The sequence below is a fragment of the Paraburkholderia sp. MM6662-R1 genome (assembly GCF_050436245.1).
Taxonomy (GTDB): domain Bacteria; phylum Pseudomonadota; class Gammaproteobacteria; order Burkholderiales; family Burkholderiaceae; genus Paraburkholderia; species Paraburkholderia tuberum.
Genome location: NZ_JBNDLV010000001.1, coordinates 3,246,009 through 3,261,354 on the forward strand (window position 1 = coordinate 3,246,009; position 15,346 = coordinate 3,261,354).

Genomic DNA, 15,346 nt, shown 5'->3' on the forward strand with positions numbered 1-15,346 from the left:
CCTGGTCCCTGACCGCCTCGCGGTACGCGGCGGGTGGTGTCGTTATCGTTCGTGAGGCCGCGCGGTCTGCACGACCGGCGCCCGACGCGGCAAGCCCGTGATGTCGCGCGCCGCATGCTGCCCGACAGCGTACACGGTTAGGAGCTTGCCGCGCGCGGCATCGCTAGAAGGAATACTCAGTGGCCGCCGCGCTTGCGCGGGTTTTTCCTGGGCTTCTCGCGCGCTTCCTCGATGGGCGCGGAAACCTTCGTAAAGCCCTGCGACGGGCCTTCGTACACCCATTCGAGCAGCGCGTCGTGCGCGGCGCGCGCCGCTTCCGAATGCGGATCGTTGATCAGGCTGACGACGACATAGCTGTTGCCGTCGGCCGACGCGACGTAGCCGGCGATCGCGCGTACGTCGCGCAGCGTGCCGGTCTTGATGTGCGCGTTGCCGCCCGCGCCCTGGCTGGTCAGGCGATTGCGCATCGTGCCGTCGACACCGGCGATCGGCAGCGAGTCGACGAACACCTGCGCGACTGGGCTCGCGTTCGCGCGTTGCAGGACATCGGCGAGCGCGAGCGCGGTGATGTGTTCGTCGCGCGACAGGCCCGAGCCGTTATCGAGCGACAGGTATTCGGTGTTCAGGCTGTCGCGCGTCAGGAAAGCTTCGACCGCGTGCGCGGCTTTCGCGGGCGTGGCGGGCGGCCCTTCCTCGGCGGCGCCGATTGTCAGGAACAGGTTGCGCGCCATCGTGTTGTTGCTGAACTTGTTGATGTCGCGAACGATGTCCGACAGCATCGGCCCCTCGTGCCTGGCGACGAGCTTCGCGCCGGCGGGCACCGCGCCTTCGCGGGTCGCGCCCGTGAATGTGCCGCCGGTTTGCTGCCACAGCGCGAGGAAGCCGCGCGCGAAGAACGTCGAGTGATCGAGCACGGCGACGTTGATCGTGCGCGCGTCGCAGCGCACCGGAAAGTCGCCGATGAACGACGCGACGAGAGTGCCGTCAGGCTCCGGCGTGACGGTCGGCGTCGGCAGCTCGCCCCGGCATGGGCCGCTCGTCGCACGCAGCTGGTTGTCGATGCGCAGTTGCGCGAGCGCGGGCAGCACGTCGATCGCCACCGTGCCATCGGGCGACGGCGTCAGCGTGAACGACAGCGATTTGAACGCGTACAGCAGCGGATCGGGGCCGACGTTGTACGGCGCGTTCACGTCGTCGTCGAACGCGGGCAGGTCGCGAGTCGACGGATCGAAGTAGCGCTTGTCGAGCACCAGCGCGCCGTCGATACCGTTGATGCCCGCCTTGTGAATCTTCTGCACGAGGTCGATCAGTTCTTCGGGCACGAGCTTCGGGTCGCCGGTGCCCTGGATGTACAGATTGCCGTGCAGCACGCCGCTCGCGTCGAGCGGGCCGTCCGCGTACGCGCTGGTGCGCCAGCGGTAACCGGGACCGAGGATCGACAGGCCCGAGTAGGTGGTGACGAGCTTCATCGTCGAGGCGGGCATCATCGGCTTGCCGGCGTTCAGCGCGAGGATCGGCGTGCGATCGCCGACCTTTTCGACGACCACGCTGATCGACGACAACGGCACGTGCGCGCGCTGCAGACCGACCATCACCGGCTGCGGCAGTACCGTCGTGACGTTGACGCTCGGATGCGTGGCCTTGACGCGGGCCTCCCCGGTCAGCGGCAGCAGGGTGCCTGCGCCGAGCGCGGCGGCGCAGAGCCAGACGGCCGCGCGCGGCCCGACACGGTTAGGCATGAAGGCTGCGCGATCGAACATACGGCGCGAGTGCACCGCCATACGGCGTGCGACGGAAGACAGAAAAGGGTGCGTCATGAACGGGTAAACGGGCAAACGGACGAGCAGGATTTCAAGGTGTGCGGCGAGCGGCGAGCGGCGTGCGGCGTGCGCGGGACGATGGAACGGCAAGCTGGGCGCCTTGACGGCGCGGTAGCGCGCCGCGGTCTACCCGACGGCCGTCGCGCGACGCAAAGCGCCCATTGTAGTGACATCCCGCGAGGCTGCGGTGAAAAAAGCGCCACACGCCGCACGGGTCGGAAGCGGGCGCTAGAATGCGGCATCATCAAATGTTTTGGAACGGACAACCATGCGCATCCTGCTAGTCGAAGATGACCGGATGATCGCCGAAGGCGTGCGCAAGGCGCTGCGCGGCGAAGGCTTCGCCGTCGATTGGGTCGAGGACGGCGAAGCGGCGCTGCGAGCGGCTGCGGCCCAGCCTTACGACCTCGCGTTGCTCGACCTCGGTCTGCCCAAGCGCGACGGTCTCGAGGTGCTGCGCGCACTGCGTGCGCGCGGCCATGCGCTGCCGGTGCTGATCGTCACCGCGCGCGACGCGGTCGCCGATCGTGTCAAGGGCCTCGACGCCGGCGCCGACGATTACCTTGTCAAACCTTTCGATCTCGACGAACTCGCTGCGCGGATGCGCGCGCTGATCCGGCGCCAGTCCGGCCGCAGCGATTCGACGATTCGCCACGGCAATTTGACCCTCGATCCCGCGTCGCACCAGGTGACGCTCGATGGCGCCCTGGTCGCGCTATCCGCGCGCGAATTCGCGCTGCTCGAGGCGCTGCTCGCGCGACCCGGTGCGGTGCTGTCCAAGAGCCAGCTAGAGGAAAAGATGTATGGCTGGGGCGAGGAGATCGGCAGCAATACCGTCGAGGTCTATATCCACGCGCTGCGCAAGAAGCTCGGCGCCGATCTGATCCGCAACGTCCGCGGGCTTGGCTACATGATCGCGAAGGACGCCTGAGCCGATGCGCTCGATTCGCCGACAACTGTTGTTCTGGCTGCTCGCGCTCGTGCTGCTCGGCGTCGGCATCGCGGGCTGGCTGATCTACCGGCAGGCACTCGCCGAAGCGAACGAGCTGTTCGACTACCAGCTCGAGCAGATCGCCGCGGCGTTGCCGGCGGAACCGTTCTCGCAGGTGCTCGGCCGCGATACCGGCGACGAGGGCATCGTGCTGCAGATCTGGAACCGCAACGGCATGCTGATGTATTACTCGCGGCCGCGTGCGCCGCTCGCGCCGCGCGCCGAACTCGGTTTTTCGACCGAGCGCACCGACCGCGGCGAATGGCGCGTATATGGCGCGATCGTCGGCGACAACGTCGTGCAGCTCGCGCAGCCGCTGTCGGTGCGCAACCGGCTCGCCGCCGATGTCGCGCTGCGCACGCTGTGGCCGCTGATCGTGCTGCTGCCGCTGCTCGGACTCGCGGTATGGGTGATCGTCGGTCGCGGGCTGCGGCCGCTGCGGCGCGTGACGAGCGCGCTCGACACCCGTCATCCCGAAGCGCTGGATCCATTGCCTGATAAGCGCCTGCCGCTCGAAGTGCGGCCGCTCGTGCGTGCGCTGAACGGGCTGCTGCAGCGGCTCGCGACCGCGCTCGATATCCAGAAGGCGTTCGTCGCCGATGCCGCGCACGAATTGCGCACGCCGCTTGCCGCGGTACAGATTCAGGCGCAACTGGTCGCGCGCGCGAAGGACGACACAGCCCGCAGCGAGGCGCTCGCCGATCTGCAGGCGGGTGTCACGCGCGCGACGCGCCTCGCCGAGCAACTGCTCGCGCTCGCGCGCGCCGAGCCGGACGGCGCCGCCGGCGCAGTGATGCTCGATCTGCGCGAGCTGCTGCAGGAGTGCGTCGCGACCTACGCGCCGCTCGCGATGAATCGCGGCGTCGACCTCGGCATCGAGGCGAGCGAGGCCGCCAGCGTGACCGGCGACGCCGAAGCGCTGCGCGTGATGTTCAACAACCTCGTCGACAACGCGACCAAGTACACGCCGCGTGGCGGCCGCGTCGACGTCAGCCTGCGTGTCGAGGACGGCCGTCCGGTCGTGCGGATCGCCGATAGCGGCCCCGGTATCGATCCCGCCGATCGCGAGCGCGTGTTCGACCGGTTCTATCGCGCGGGAGCGGGCGCGAATCGCGCGCGCACCGACGTGGCGGGCAGCGGCCTCGGTCTCGCGATCGTGCGTCGGATCGCCACCCAACATCATGCGCAAGTGTCGCTCGACGACTCGCCGGCCGGTGGTTTGCAGGTCATCGTACGCTTCTGATCATGGTGATTTACTGTTCGGCCAACGCCGGCGTTCGTGCTGGCGCGGCGGTCCGTAGCGGCCGGTCCAATAAGGTTCCCATGATCTGGCGCTGCTTAAGACTCTTTTAAGTGATGCCCTTTACGCTCGTCGACATCCAAAGTCACTTTCTCCAGTCAGGAGCTCATGATGAACGCGAAAACCTTGTCCCGCGGCGCCGTTGCGGTAGCTGTGGCCGCTGCGCTTTCAGCCGGCTATGTGGCGGGCCATCGCGATGTGCCAGCACCGCAGATCATCTCGCCGGCGCAAGCCGCCGCGATGATGCCAGCCGAAGCAGCCGCCAAAACCGGTATCCCCGATTTCTCCGGTCTCGTCGAGACCTACGGTCCGGCCGTCGTCAACATCAGCGCGAAGCACGTGGTCAAGCAAACCGCGATGCGTGGTAATGGCGGCAACCTCAACGGCAACCAGCTGCCGATCGATCCGAACGATCCGTTCTATCAGTTCTACAAGCGGTTCTTCGGCGGCGTGCCCGGCATGGAGGGCGGCGATGGCGGAGACGCGCCCGACCAGCCGAGCGTGAGCCTCGGCTCGGGCTTCATCATCAGCAACGACGGCTACATTCTGACGAACGCGCACGTGGTCGATGGCGCGAACGTCGTCACCGTGAAGCTCACCGACAAGCGCGAATTCAAGGCGAAGGTGGTCGGTGCCGACAAGCAGTCCGACGTCGCCGTGCTGAAGATCAACGCGAGCGATCTGCCGACGGTGAAGATTGGCGATCCGCGCCAAAGCAAGGTTGGTCAGTGGGTCGTCGCGATCGGTTCACCGTACGGCTTCGACAACACCGTGACCTCGGGCATCATCAGCGCGAAGTCGCGTTCGCTGCCCAATGAGAACTACACGCCGTTCATCCAGACCGATGTGCCGGTGAACCCTGGCAACTCGGGCGGTCCGCTCTTTAATCTGCAAGGCGAAGTGATCGGCATCAACTCGATGATCTACTCGCAGACGGGCGGCTTCCAGGGCCTGTCGTTCGCGATCCCGATCAACGAGGCGATCAAGGTCAAAGACGATCTCGTCAAGACCGGTCACGTGAGCCGCGGCCGCCTCGGCGTCGCGGTACAGGGCTTGAACCAGACGCTCGCCGAGTCGTTCGGCATGCAGAAGCCGCAAGGCGCGCTGGTCAGCTCGGTCGACGCCAACGGGCCGGCGGCCAAGGCTGGCTTGCAGCCGGGCGACGTGATCCTGTCGGTGAATGGCGACGAAGTGAGCGATTCGACGGATCTGCCGGCGAAGATCGCAGGTCTCGCGCCGGGCAGCTCGGCGACGCTGAAAGTGTGGCGTGATAAGGCCAGCAAGGACGTGAAGGTGACGATCGGCTCGTTCTCGGACGCAAAGGTTGCGTCGGCGAACAAGACCGATCAGCAGACCCAGTTGCAAGGCCGTCTCGGCGTCGCGGTGCGGCCGCTGACGCCGGAAGAGAAGAGCAGCGCGTCGGTGTCGCACGGCCTGCTCGTGCAGCAGGCAGGCGGCGCGGCGGCGAGTGCCGGCATCCAGGCGGGCGACGTGATTCTCGCGGTCAATGGCCGTCCCGTCACGAACATCGATCAGCTGAAGCAGATGATTTCGGGTGCAGGCAACAGCATTGCGCTGCTGATCCAGCGGGACAACGCGCAGATTTTCGTGCCCGTAGATCTCGGCTGATCCAGTATCCGGGCGGTTCGAACGGATCGCCCATCCCAGTTTGAGCTGTAGTAGCGATTGCCGGTCCTTTGCATTTACTGCAAGGACCGGTTTTTTTTCGCCTGTCCGCACCGTGCTACGGCGAGCAGCGCGGGCAGGGCGAAACGCGCCACGCGGCTTGGTGCCACGGTCGCGCATGTCTAGTCGACGCAACCGGATGGTTGGCACGCAGGTTGCTTCGGCCTTCATTTGGGCCTGTTCGGGGACTGGGCAAGGACTGCAACAAGGAGAGCGAACCAATGAAAACCCAACGCAATCAGCAAAGGATCGTAGCCGTCGCGCTGTGCGCGGCGCTCGCGCTCGGACTGGCGGGCGGTGCGTACGCGCAGCAGGCGGGCGTGACCGGTGGCTCGACGACCGACAACACCAGCGCGGGCAACACCAACGGCGGCGGTCTGCCGCAAGTCCAGCAGCAGGGCGACGTGTCGTACGTATCGGGCGGCGTCGGCCTCGACGAATCGCGGGCGTTGCGACAAGCGCAAAGCCAGTGGCCACTGACGTTGCGCTTCACCGGACCCAACGCCGAGTTTCTCGCGGATGTGCACGTGCGTATCGTCGATGCCCATAACGGCGAAGTGCTGAACACGACGTCGCGCGGACCGTTCATGCTGGTGCGCTTGAGCCCCGGCCGCTATACGGTGCACGCGAAATACAACGACAGCGAGCAAACCCGCTCGGTTAGCGTGCCGGCGCACGGCAACGTCAAATCCGCGTTCATCTGGAACGCGAAGTAACGGGTCGATCGGTCCGCCGCCGCGCAGCAAGCTTGCGCAATCGGCCGAAGTTTGGCCGATAATGAAGCCACGGGCAGCTCCCGTGGCTTTGCCGTTCCGGCGGCAACAGCCGGCAGTGCAGCACCCACCCCATCACGGAGCCTGGACATGAGCGATGCGTCGACATCTGCGGGACGGCTGGACGGCCATACCATCGTGATCCGCGACAACGGTCACCGCGTGCGCGTGATTCACGGCGGCGTGACGATGGCCGACACCAAGGCCGCGCTGACGCTATCGGAGACCGGCCTCGCCGACGTGTTCTATTTCCCGCGCGAGCACGTGAACATGGCCCGGCTCGAACGCTCGACGCACACGTCGCATTGTCCGTTCAAGGGCGACGCGTCGTACTTCCATCTGCGCACCGAAGATGGCGTGATCGAGAACGCGGTGTGGTGCTACGAGGCGCCGTTCGAGCAGGTCAGTCGCATCAAGGGCTATCTCGCTTTTTACGCATCGCGCGTCGACCGCATCGATCAGACGTCCTGATCCCGCAGTCGGCGCGTTCATCGGGGAGGTTGTCATGGAACTGAACGACGCGTTACGGATTCCGCTGGCGCCGTCCGAGGTCTGGGACGCGTTGCAGGACCTCGCGCTGTTGCGTGCCAGCCTCGACAACTGCGAGTCGTTCGTGCGTCTCGACCACGGCGAATACGCGCTGACGATGACCGTGCCGCTCGGCCCGTTGCGCGCGCATTATCAGGCGCGCGCGCACGTCGCCGGCCAGGATTCCGGCCCGGCGGACGCGCAGCGCCGCACCATCAACTTCAAGGCCCGGGCCGAGGGCATCGGCGCATTGCGCGGTCAGATCGAAGTGCGTTTGCGCGCGGACGAGGGGCGGGAGCCGGGCACGCGCATCGACTACACACTGTGGGCGACGTCGTCGGGACCGCTCGCCGAGCTGCCGACGCGCCAGCTCGAGAACGCCTTGCGTCAGATCGCCGACGATTTTTTCGCCGAGTTCGACGCCGTCGTGCGCGCCAAGCACGGCAAAGGGCCGAACCGCGCGCGTGGCACGGCGCCGCGTCGCCAGTACGTGTTTTTGCGGCCGATCACGCTCGGCGGCATCGCGCGGCGAGCGCGCATCGAGCACAGCCATGCGCTGTCGGGGCGCGCGGCGAGCGCGTCGCATAGCTGGTCGCATCACGAGCCCGGTCAGCATGTCGTGCCGTACTGGGCGTGGGCCGGGATGATCTTTCTGGTCGCACTATTGTTGTATGTCGCGCGCTGGTTCAGCGAGCATTGAGGCCGCGAGCCGCGCGCAGCCCCTGATGGAACGCGCGACAAACATCCCGCGCGACTACGAAATCCCGGTGACGCACTACGAAATAGCGGTGCTCCCGCCGCCTTCATCTAATCCCCGCGAAACTCCCGCCGCCACGCGCTCGGCGACGTGCGAAACGCGTCCGCGAAATGCTGCCGCAGCGATGCGGCCGAGCCGAATCCGGCGCTCGCCGCGATCGCTTCGACCGACCCGTCGGTGCTTTCCAGCAGCTGTTGCGCACGCGCGAGCCGCTGCGCGAGGAGCCACGCGCCGAGGGTGGTGCCGGTCGCGAGCCGGAAGCGCCGCGTGAAGGTGCGGCGGCTCATCAACGCGCGCGCGGCGAGCGTGTCGAGCGTATGCGGCGTGGCCAGGTTGCCGCTCACCCAGTCGAGCAGGCCGGACAGGCGATCGCCGCGCGGGTTCGGCGGCATCGGCTGCTGCACGTATTGCGCCTGGCCGCCCTGGCGATGCGGCGACACGACGAGCCGGCGCGCGACGTGGTTCGCCACCCGCGCGCCGCAGATCTTGCGCAGCACGTGCAGGCAGCAGTCGAGGCCGGCGGCGGTGCCGGCCGAGGTCAGCACGTTGCCGTCGTCGACGTACAGCACGTCGGCGTCGAGCCGCACGCGCGGGTAGCGGCGCGCGAACTCGTCGGCCCAGGCCCAGTGCGTCGAGGCGGGCCGTCCATCGAGGATGCCCGCGGCGGCCAGCACGAAAGCGCCGAGGCACAGGCCGACGAGCAGCGCGCCGCGCGCATGCGCGGCCCTCAGCGCGTCGAGCAGCGCGGCGGGCGGGGTTTCGGCGGGATCGCGCCAGCTCGGCACGATGATCGTCTGCGCGTCGGCAAGCGCTTCGAGTCCGTGTATGACCGCGATCGAGAAGCCCGCGGTCGTCGCCAGCGCGCCTGTCTCCGCGGCGCAGACGCGGAAGTCGAAGTCGGGAACACCGCCGGCGCGACGGTCCTCGCCGAACACGACGCACGGCACCGACAGATGGAACGGGCTAATGCGGTCGAACGCGACGACGGCGACGATGTGGCGCGGCGCCTGATCGGAGACGTCGTCGGAAGATGCGAGGGTGGTCATGCCGGGCGCCTCATGAAAGCCATAAGTATGGCCCGATTCTAGCGAAGGTTGTCATTCGGGCCGCTGTCGACGGGCGGGCAGCGGAGCAACAATGCCGTCATTGCCGTTGCGCCGCGGCCACCGCGCTGGGCGCGCGCCATCGACCGCTTTTTCTGACCAGGAGCCTTGCCATGAGCACACCCGCGCCGCGCCGTGCGCTGATCGTCATCGACGTGCAGAACGAATACGTGAGCGGCGACCTGCCGATCGAATTTCCGGACGTGCGCACGTCGCTCGCCAACATCGGTCGCGCGATCGATGCAGCGCGCGCCGCCAGCGTGCCGGTCGTGATCGTGAAGAACGTCGCGCCCGCCACCTCGCCGCTGTTCGCGCGCGGCAGCGCGGGCGCGGAACTGCACACGGTCGTGAGCTCGCGCGCTCATGATCATTTCGTCGAGAAGTCTCTGCCGAGCGCATTCGCTGGGACCGATCTGGCCGACTGGCTCGCCGCCCGGCAGATCGATACGCTGAGCGTCACCGGCTACATGACCCACAATTGCGATGCCTCGACGATCAACCACGCGGTGCATGCTGGCCTCGCCGTCGAGTTCCTGCACGACGCAACCGGCTCGGTGCCGTATGAAAACAGCGCGGGCTTCGCGAGCGCGGAGGAGATTCATCGCGTGTTCAGCGTGGTGCTGCAGTCGCGCTTCGCGGCGGTCGCGAGCACCGATCAATGGATCGCGGCGCTAAAGAGCGGCGCGCCGCTCGAGCGCGGCAACATCTATGCGTCGAATCAGGCGGCGCGAGCGCGCCGGGCGGTTGCCTGAACCCGGCGCAGGGGCGGTGGTCCGGTCCAAAAACAGAAACGGGCGGTCCACCGAACCGCCCGCTGTTCCAATCCGTCACCCTGGCGCGCCTTCTACGCCGCCTTCCTGCGCAACGCCGGACTCAGGCGCAAGCCGTCGAACATCGCTTCCACCATCTGCTGCGCTTGCGCGCCGAAGTCGGTCGCGTCGGGCAAAAACAGCATGTCGCGCAAAGAACCGCCGACGAACGCGTGGACCATCGCCGCGGCAAGCTTCGTGTCGAGGTCGGCGGGCATCTGGCCTTTGGAGATCGCATTGCGCAGACCGCCCTCGATCTTCGCGAGCCCCTCGCGCATATTGGTCTGATACCGTTCCATCACCGGCCCCATATCTTCGACCAGCTCGCACTTCAGAAACAGAATGTCGAACACGCGGCGGCGGCGGGGATCGTTGGCAGTGTCGCGCAGGCAGACCACGCAGATTTCAATCAGGCGCCCGAGCGGATCAGCTTCGTTGGGATCGAGCGACGCCGCCTTCAGTTCGTCGAGCGGCAGCAGCACGCGGTCGAACATTTCGGTGAACAGCTCGCTCTTATGCGCGAAATGCCAATAAATGGCGCCGCGCGTGACGCCCGCGGCCTGGGCGATATCGGCCAGCGACGTGCGCGATACACCCTTCTCGAAGAAGACCTGTTCGGCCGCGTCGAGAATCCGGTTGCGCGTCTCCAGCGCCTCTTCTTTGGTTCTTCTGACCATATTGGTGTAGCCTGCGCTGATCCTGGGGTTTATGCGGACAGTTTTAAGTCAGTCTGATGACGCTTTGACTACTTGCTGAAGCGAATTGCGACGCGAATCTGCGGTACCCCAGCCTCGGAAGATATAAATGCACTTTTACATGCATTCATGAATGTATATATAATAGCACCCCACGATCGCATAGCCCCAGCCGTGACGAGCAGTTAATATCCGTCACTGTTGCCTTTCGAAAGCGCTTTCGCGGCCGCCAAACGGCGGCGCTGCGCGGCATTCCCCGGTATGGCGCATTCGTAGCAGGGTGCCCTGCAGGCGCAGGTTTGCATCCATGGGCTTCCGGTCGAGCGTCGCGAGACGCTTGTGTGCGCTGTCGTCCCCGGGGTAGGGATGCGCGCACTTTTTCATTACTCAGTCTTTGACAGAGGTCGCTCCATGCGCGTCGAACGGGTTCCATTCCGCTTAATCAGTGCCGCGACGGCTGCCATCTTGCTGGCGGCGTGCGGACCAAAACAATCTGCCCCGCCGCCACAGACGCCCGAAGTCGGCGTCGTCACCCTCCAGCCGACGACCGTGCCCGTCGTCACCGAACTTCCCGGCCGTACCAGTGCCTTCCTCGTCGCGCAGGTGCGCGCGCGGGTCGACGGCATCGTGCTGCGCCGTGAGTTCACCGAGGGTAGTGAGGTCAAGGCCGGCCAGCGTCTGTACAAGATCGATCCGGCGCCGTACATCGCGTCGTTGAACAACGCGAAGGCATCGCTCGCGAAGGCGCAGGCGAACCTGGTGACGACCACCGCGCAGGCCAATCGCTACAAGGTGCTGGTCGCGGCGAACGCGGTCAGCAAGCAGGATTACGACAACGCGGTCGCCGCCGAAGGCCAGGCCGCCGCCGACGTCGCCGCGGGCAAGGCCGCGGTCGATACCGCGCAGATCAACCTCGGCTATACCGACGTGACCTCGCCCGTGACCGGCCGGATCGGCGTGTCGCAGGTCACGGCGGGCGCATTCGTGCAGCAGAGTGCGGCCACGCTGATGGCCACGGTCCAGCAACTCGATCCAGTCTACGCCGACCTCACGCAATCGAGCCTCGATGGTCTGAAGCTGCGCCGCGAGGTCCAGGAAGGGCGTCTCAAGACGACCGGTCCGGGCGCCGCGCAGGTCACGCTGGTGCTGGAAGACGGCCGCGTCTACTCCGAGAAGGGCAAGCTGCAGTTCACCGACGTGACCGTCGACCAGGGCACCGGCTCGGTCACGGTGCGCGCGATCTTCAAGAACCCGAACCACGTGCTGCTGCCGGGCATGTTCGTGCGCGCGAAGATCGACGAGGGCGTCAACCAGAACGCGCTGATCGTGCCGCAAGTCGGCGTCACGCACGACCAGAAGGGTCAGCCCACCGCGCTCGTCGTCGGCAACGACAACAAGGTCGAGCTGCGTCAGCTCGTCACCTCGGGCACCTTCGGCTCGTACTGGGTGGTCTCGGACGGCCTGAAGGCGGGTGACCGCGTGATCGTCCAGGGCACCGACAAGGCGCATCCCGGCCAGCAGGTCAAGCCCGTGCCGGCGCAGCTGCCCGGCAACCCGGCTTCCGAGGCCGCCGCAAACGGCGCCCAGACAGGTCAACCCGCGGCTCAGCCTGCCTCCGCCGCTTCGGGCGCGTAATAACAGGGAGCCCGCCTCATGGCAAAGTTCTTTATTGATCGCCCGATTTTTGCATGGGTGATCGCCATCATCCTGATGCTCGCGGGTATCGCGTCGGTGTTCACGCTGCCGATCGCGCAATACCCGACCATCGCGCCGCCGTCCATCCAGATCAGCGCAACCTATCCGGGTGCTTCGGCGAAGACGGTGGAAAACACCGTTACGCAGGTGATCGAGCAGCAGATGAGTGGTCTGGACCACCTGCTGTACCTCGCGTCGACCTCGGACGACTCGGGCACGGCCACCATCACGCTGACGTTCGCGGCCGGCACCAACCCTGACATCGCGCAGGTGCAGGTGCAAAACAAGCTGCAGCTCGCCACGCCGCTGCTGCCGCAAGCGGTGCAGCAGCTCGGCACCAAGGTCACGAAGTCGAGCAGCAGCTTCCTGCTGGTGATGGCGTTCGTGTCGACCGACGGCAGCATGAACAAGTACGACCTCGCGAACTACGTCGCGTCGAACATTCAGGATCCGATCAGCCGTATCGACGGCGTGGGCACGGTGACGCTGTTCGGCTCGCAGTACGCGATGCGCATCTGGCTCGACGCGAACAAGCTGAATAACTTCGGTCTGACGCCGCTCGATGTCGAAACCGCGCTGCAGGCGCAGAACGTGCAGGTCGCGGGCGGCTCGCTCGGCGGCACGCCGTCGGTGCCGGGCCAGGTGCTGCAGGCCACGATCACGCAGGCCACGCTGCTCAATACTCCCGAGCAGTTCGGCAACATCCTGCTGAAGGTGAATCAGGACGGCTCGCAGGTGCGTCTGCGCGACGTGTCGCGCGTCGAGCTCGGCGGCGAAAATTACAACTTCGACACCAAGTACAACGGTCAGCCGACGGCAGGCTTCGGTATCCAGCTCGCCACGGGCGCGAACGCGCTCGCCACCGCGAAGGCGGTGCGCACGAAGATCGCCGAACTGTCGAAGTACTTCCCGCACGGCCTGGTGGTGCAGTACCCGTACGACACGACGCCGTTCGTGCGCCTGTCGATCGAGGAAGTGGTCAAGACGCTGCTCGAAGGTATCGTGCTGGTGTTCCTCGTCATGTACCTGTTCCTGCAGAACCTGCGCGCCACGCTGATTCCGACGATCGCGGTGCCGGTGGTGCTGCTCGGTACGTTCGCGATCATGAGCGCGGTCGGTTTCTCGATCAACGTGCTGTCGATGTTCGGTCTCGTGCTCGCAATCGGCCTGCTGGTGGACGACGCGATCGTGGTGGTGGAAAACGTCGAGCGGGTGATGCAGGAGGAGGGCTTATCGCCTCGCGAGGCAACCCGCAAGGCGATGGACCAGATCACCGGCGCGCTCGTCGGCGTGGCGCTCGTGCTGTCGGCGGTGTTCGTGCCGGTGGCATTCTCGGGCGGCTCGGTCGGCGCGATCTACCGGCAGTTCTCGCTGACGATCGTCGCGGCGATGGTGCTGTCCGTGCTCGTCGCGTTGGTTCTGACGCCGGCGCTGTGCGCGACGATCCTGAAGCCGATTCCGAAGGGTCATCACGAAAAAGCGACCGGCTTCTTCGGCTGGTTCAACCGTACCTTCAACACGAGCCGCGACAAGTACCACTCGGGCGTGCACCACGTGATCAAGCGCTCGGGCCGCTGGCTCATCATCTACATGGTGGTGATCTTCGCGGTGGGGCTGCTGTTCGTGCGTCTGCCGAAGTCGTTCCTGCCTGACGAAGACCAGGGCACGATGTTCGTGCTGGTGCAAACGCCGTCGGGTTCCACGCAGGAAACCACCGCGCGCGCCCTCAAGGACGTGTCGGACTACCTGCTGAACGACGAAAAGGCGATCGTCGAATCGACCTTCACGGTGAACGGCTTCAGCTTCGCGGGTCGTGGCCAGAACGCGGGTCTCGTGTTCGTGCGGATGAAGGACTACGCGCAGCGCCAGCACCCGGACCAGAAGGTGCAGGCACTGGTTGGGCGTCTGTTCATGCACTTCAGCAGCTACAAGAACGCGCTCGTGTATCCGGTCAATCCGCCGTCGATTCCTGAACTCGGCACCGCGGCGGGCTTCGACTTCCAGCTGCAGGACCGCGCGGGTATCGGTCACGCGAAGCTGATGGAAGCGCGCAACATGCTGCTTGGCCTGGCGGCGAAAGATCCGACGCTCGCGCAGGTGCGTCCGAACGGCCTGAACGATACGCCGCAGTTCAAGGTGAACATCGACCACGAGAAGGCTTCGGCGCTCGGCGTGTCGCTCGCCTCGATCGACCAGACGTTCTCGATCGCATGGGCCTCGGCGTACGTGAACAACTTCCTCGACACCGACGGCCGGATCAAGAAGGTCTACCTGCAGGGCGACGCGCCGTTCCGGATGAAACCGGAAGACGTGAATGCCTGGTTCGTGCGCAACGGCGCGGGCGCGATGGTGCCGTTCTCGGCCTTCGCGAGCACCGAGTGGACCTACGGTTCGCCGAAGCTCGAGCGCTACAACGGTATTTCGTCGGTGGAAATCCAGGGTGCGGCCGCGCCGGGCAAGTCGACCGGTCAGGCGATGGCGGCGATGGAACAGATCGTCACCAAGCTGCCGGCGGGAGTCGGCTACGAGTGGACGGGTCTGTCGCTGCAAGAGCGTCAGTCGGGTTCGCAGGCGCCAATCCTGTACGGCATCTCGATTCTCGTCGTGTTCCTGTGTCTCGCGGCGCTGTATGAAAGCTGGTCGATCCCGTTCTCGGTGATCATGGTGGTGCCGCTCGGCGTGATCGGCGCACTGCTGGCCGCGACGCTGCGCGGGCTCGAGAACGACGTGTTCTTCCAGGTGGGTCTGCTGACCACCGTGGGTCTGTCGGCGAAGAACGCGATTCTGATCGTGGAATTCGCGCGAGAACTGCAGCAGGGTGGAGGCATGGGACCGATCGAAGCCGCGCTCGAAGCGGCGCGTCTGCGGTTGCGTCCAATCCTGATGACCTCGCTCGCGTTCATTCTCGGCGTGCTGCCGCTCGCGATCAGTAACGGCGCGGGCTCGGCCAGCCAGCACGCGATCGGTACCGGCGTGATCGGCGGCATGTTGACGGCGACCTTCCTCGCGATCTTCATGATCCCGATGTTCTTCGTCGTGATTCGCGCGAAGTTCGGCGGTGAGAAGGAAGACCCGGATGAGGCGCTGCGCCACTATGAACAGCACCATCCGCACGATCCGCAAGGCGGCGCGGCGGGTGGCACGACCGACGGGTCGGATGGCAATGGCTCGGGCAAGGATGGGCATTGA

At 66.0% G+C, this 15,346-nt stretch carries 12 protein-coding genes; 9 read left to right on the forward strand and 3 right to left on the reverse strand.

Annotated elements, in window-relative coordinates; translation table 11 throughout:
• Window positions 1–176: 176 nt before the first annotated feature.
• Complete coding sequence (gene dacB, locus OKW39_RS15365) at window positions 177–1,817, reverse strand: D-alanyl-D-alanine carboxypeptidase/D-alanyl-D-alanine endopeptidase (protein ID WP_429363797.1); 1,641 nt, start codon at window positions 1,815–1,817, stop codon at window positions 177–179.
• Between the two features lie 271 nt (window positions 1,818–2,088).
• Here dacB and OKW39_RS15370 point away from each other — a divergent pair, with 271 nt between their 5' ends.
• The 6 genes from OKW39_RS15370 (at window position 2,089) to OKW39_RS15395 (ending at window position 7,798) form a co-directional block, all read left to right on the forward strand.
• Window positions 2,089–2,751 carry a response regulator gene (locus OKW39_RS15370; RefSeq protein WP_090801714.1) on the forward strand — a complete coding sequence of 221 codons (663 nt, stop codon included), beginning with the start codon at window positions 2,089–2,091 and terminating at the stop codon, window positions 2,749–2,751.
• A 4-nt stretch (window positions 2,752–2,755) separates the two neighbouring features.
• A complete protein-coding gene (locus OKW39_RS15375; protein ID WP_429363045.1) occupies window positions 2,756–4,054 on the forward strand; it encodes an ATP-binding protein in 1,299 nt (432 codons plus the stop codon).
• A 168-nt stretch (window positions 4,055–4,222) separates the two neighbouring features.
• Complete coding sequence (locus tag OKW39_RS15380) at window positions 4,223–5,740, forward strand: DegQ family serine endoprotease (RefSeq protein ID WP_429563495.1); 1,518 nt, start codon at window positions 4,223–4,225, stop codon at window positions 5,738–5,740.
• Window positions 5,741–6,018: 278 nt separating this feature from the next.
• Window positions 6,019–6,513, forward strand: a complete 495-nt coding sequence (locus tag OKW39_RS15385) for a carboxypeptidase regulatory-like domain-containing protein (protein WP_184058311.1) — start codon at window positions 6,019–6,021, stop codon at window positions 6,511–6,513.
• 147 nt (window positions 6,514–6,660) lie between these two features.
• On the forward strand, window positions 6,661–7,041 hold the full coding sequence (locus tag OKW39_RS15390; protein WP_090801710.1) for a DUF427 domain-containing protein: 381 nt from the start codon (window positions 6,661–6,663) through the stop codon (window positions 7,039–7,041).
• Window positions 7,042–7,075: 34 nt separating this feature from the next.
• On the forward strand, window positions 7,076–7,798 hold the full coding sequence (locus OKW39_RS15395; RefSeq protein WP_429363047.1) for a CoxG family protein: 723 nt from the start codon (window positions 7,076–7,078) through the stop codon (window positions 7,796–7,798).
• 107 nt (window positions 7,799–7,905) lie between these two features.
• Here the strand turns inward: OKW39_RS15395 and OKW39_RS15400 are convergent, their stop codons facing one another.
• Window positions 7,906–8,901, reverse strand: a complete 996-nt coding sequence (locus OKW39_RS15400) for a helix-turn-helix domain-containing protein (RefSeq protein ID WP_429335271.1) — start codon at window positions 8,899–8,901, stop codon at window positions 7,906–7,908.
• A gap of 170 nt (window positions 8,902–9,071) precedes the next feature.
• Here OKW39_RS15400 and OKW39_RS15405 point away from each other — a divergent pair, with 170 nt between their 5' ends.
• A complete protein-coding gene (locus OKW39_RS15405) occupies window positions 9,072–9,710 on the forward strand; it encodes a cysteine hydrolase family protein (RefSeq protein WP_429335270.1) in 639 nt (212 codons plus the stop codon).
• 92 nt (window positions 9,711–9,802) lie between these two features.
• Here OKW39_RS15405 and OKW39_RS15410 read toward each other — a convergent pair whose 3' ends face one another.
• Window positions 9,803–10,444, reverse strand: coding sequence for a TetR family transcriptional regulator (locus OKW39_RS15410; protein WP_090801703.1), 642 nt, complete (start codon window positions 10,442–10,444; stop codon window positions 9,803–9,805).
• A 429-nt stretch (window positions 10,445–10,873) separates the two neighbouring features.
• On the opposite strand from OKW39_RS15410, the gene OKW39_RS15415 reads away from it, so the two are divergent.
• A complete protein-coding gene (locus OKW39_RS15415; protein WP_090801700.1) occupies window positions 10,874–12,097 on the forward strand; it encodes an efflux RND transporter periplasmic adaptor subunit in 1,224 nt (407 codons plus the stop codon).
• Between the two features lie 18 nt (window positions 12,098–12,115).
• Window positions 12,116–15,346 (forward strand): efflux RND transporter permease subunit, encoded by a 3,231-nt coding sequence (locus OKW39_RS15420; protein ID WP_429562964.1) that lies wholly within the window; start codon window positions 12,116–12,118, stop codon window positions 15,344–15,346.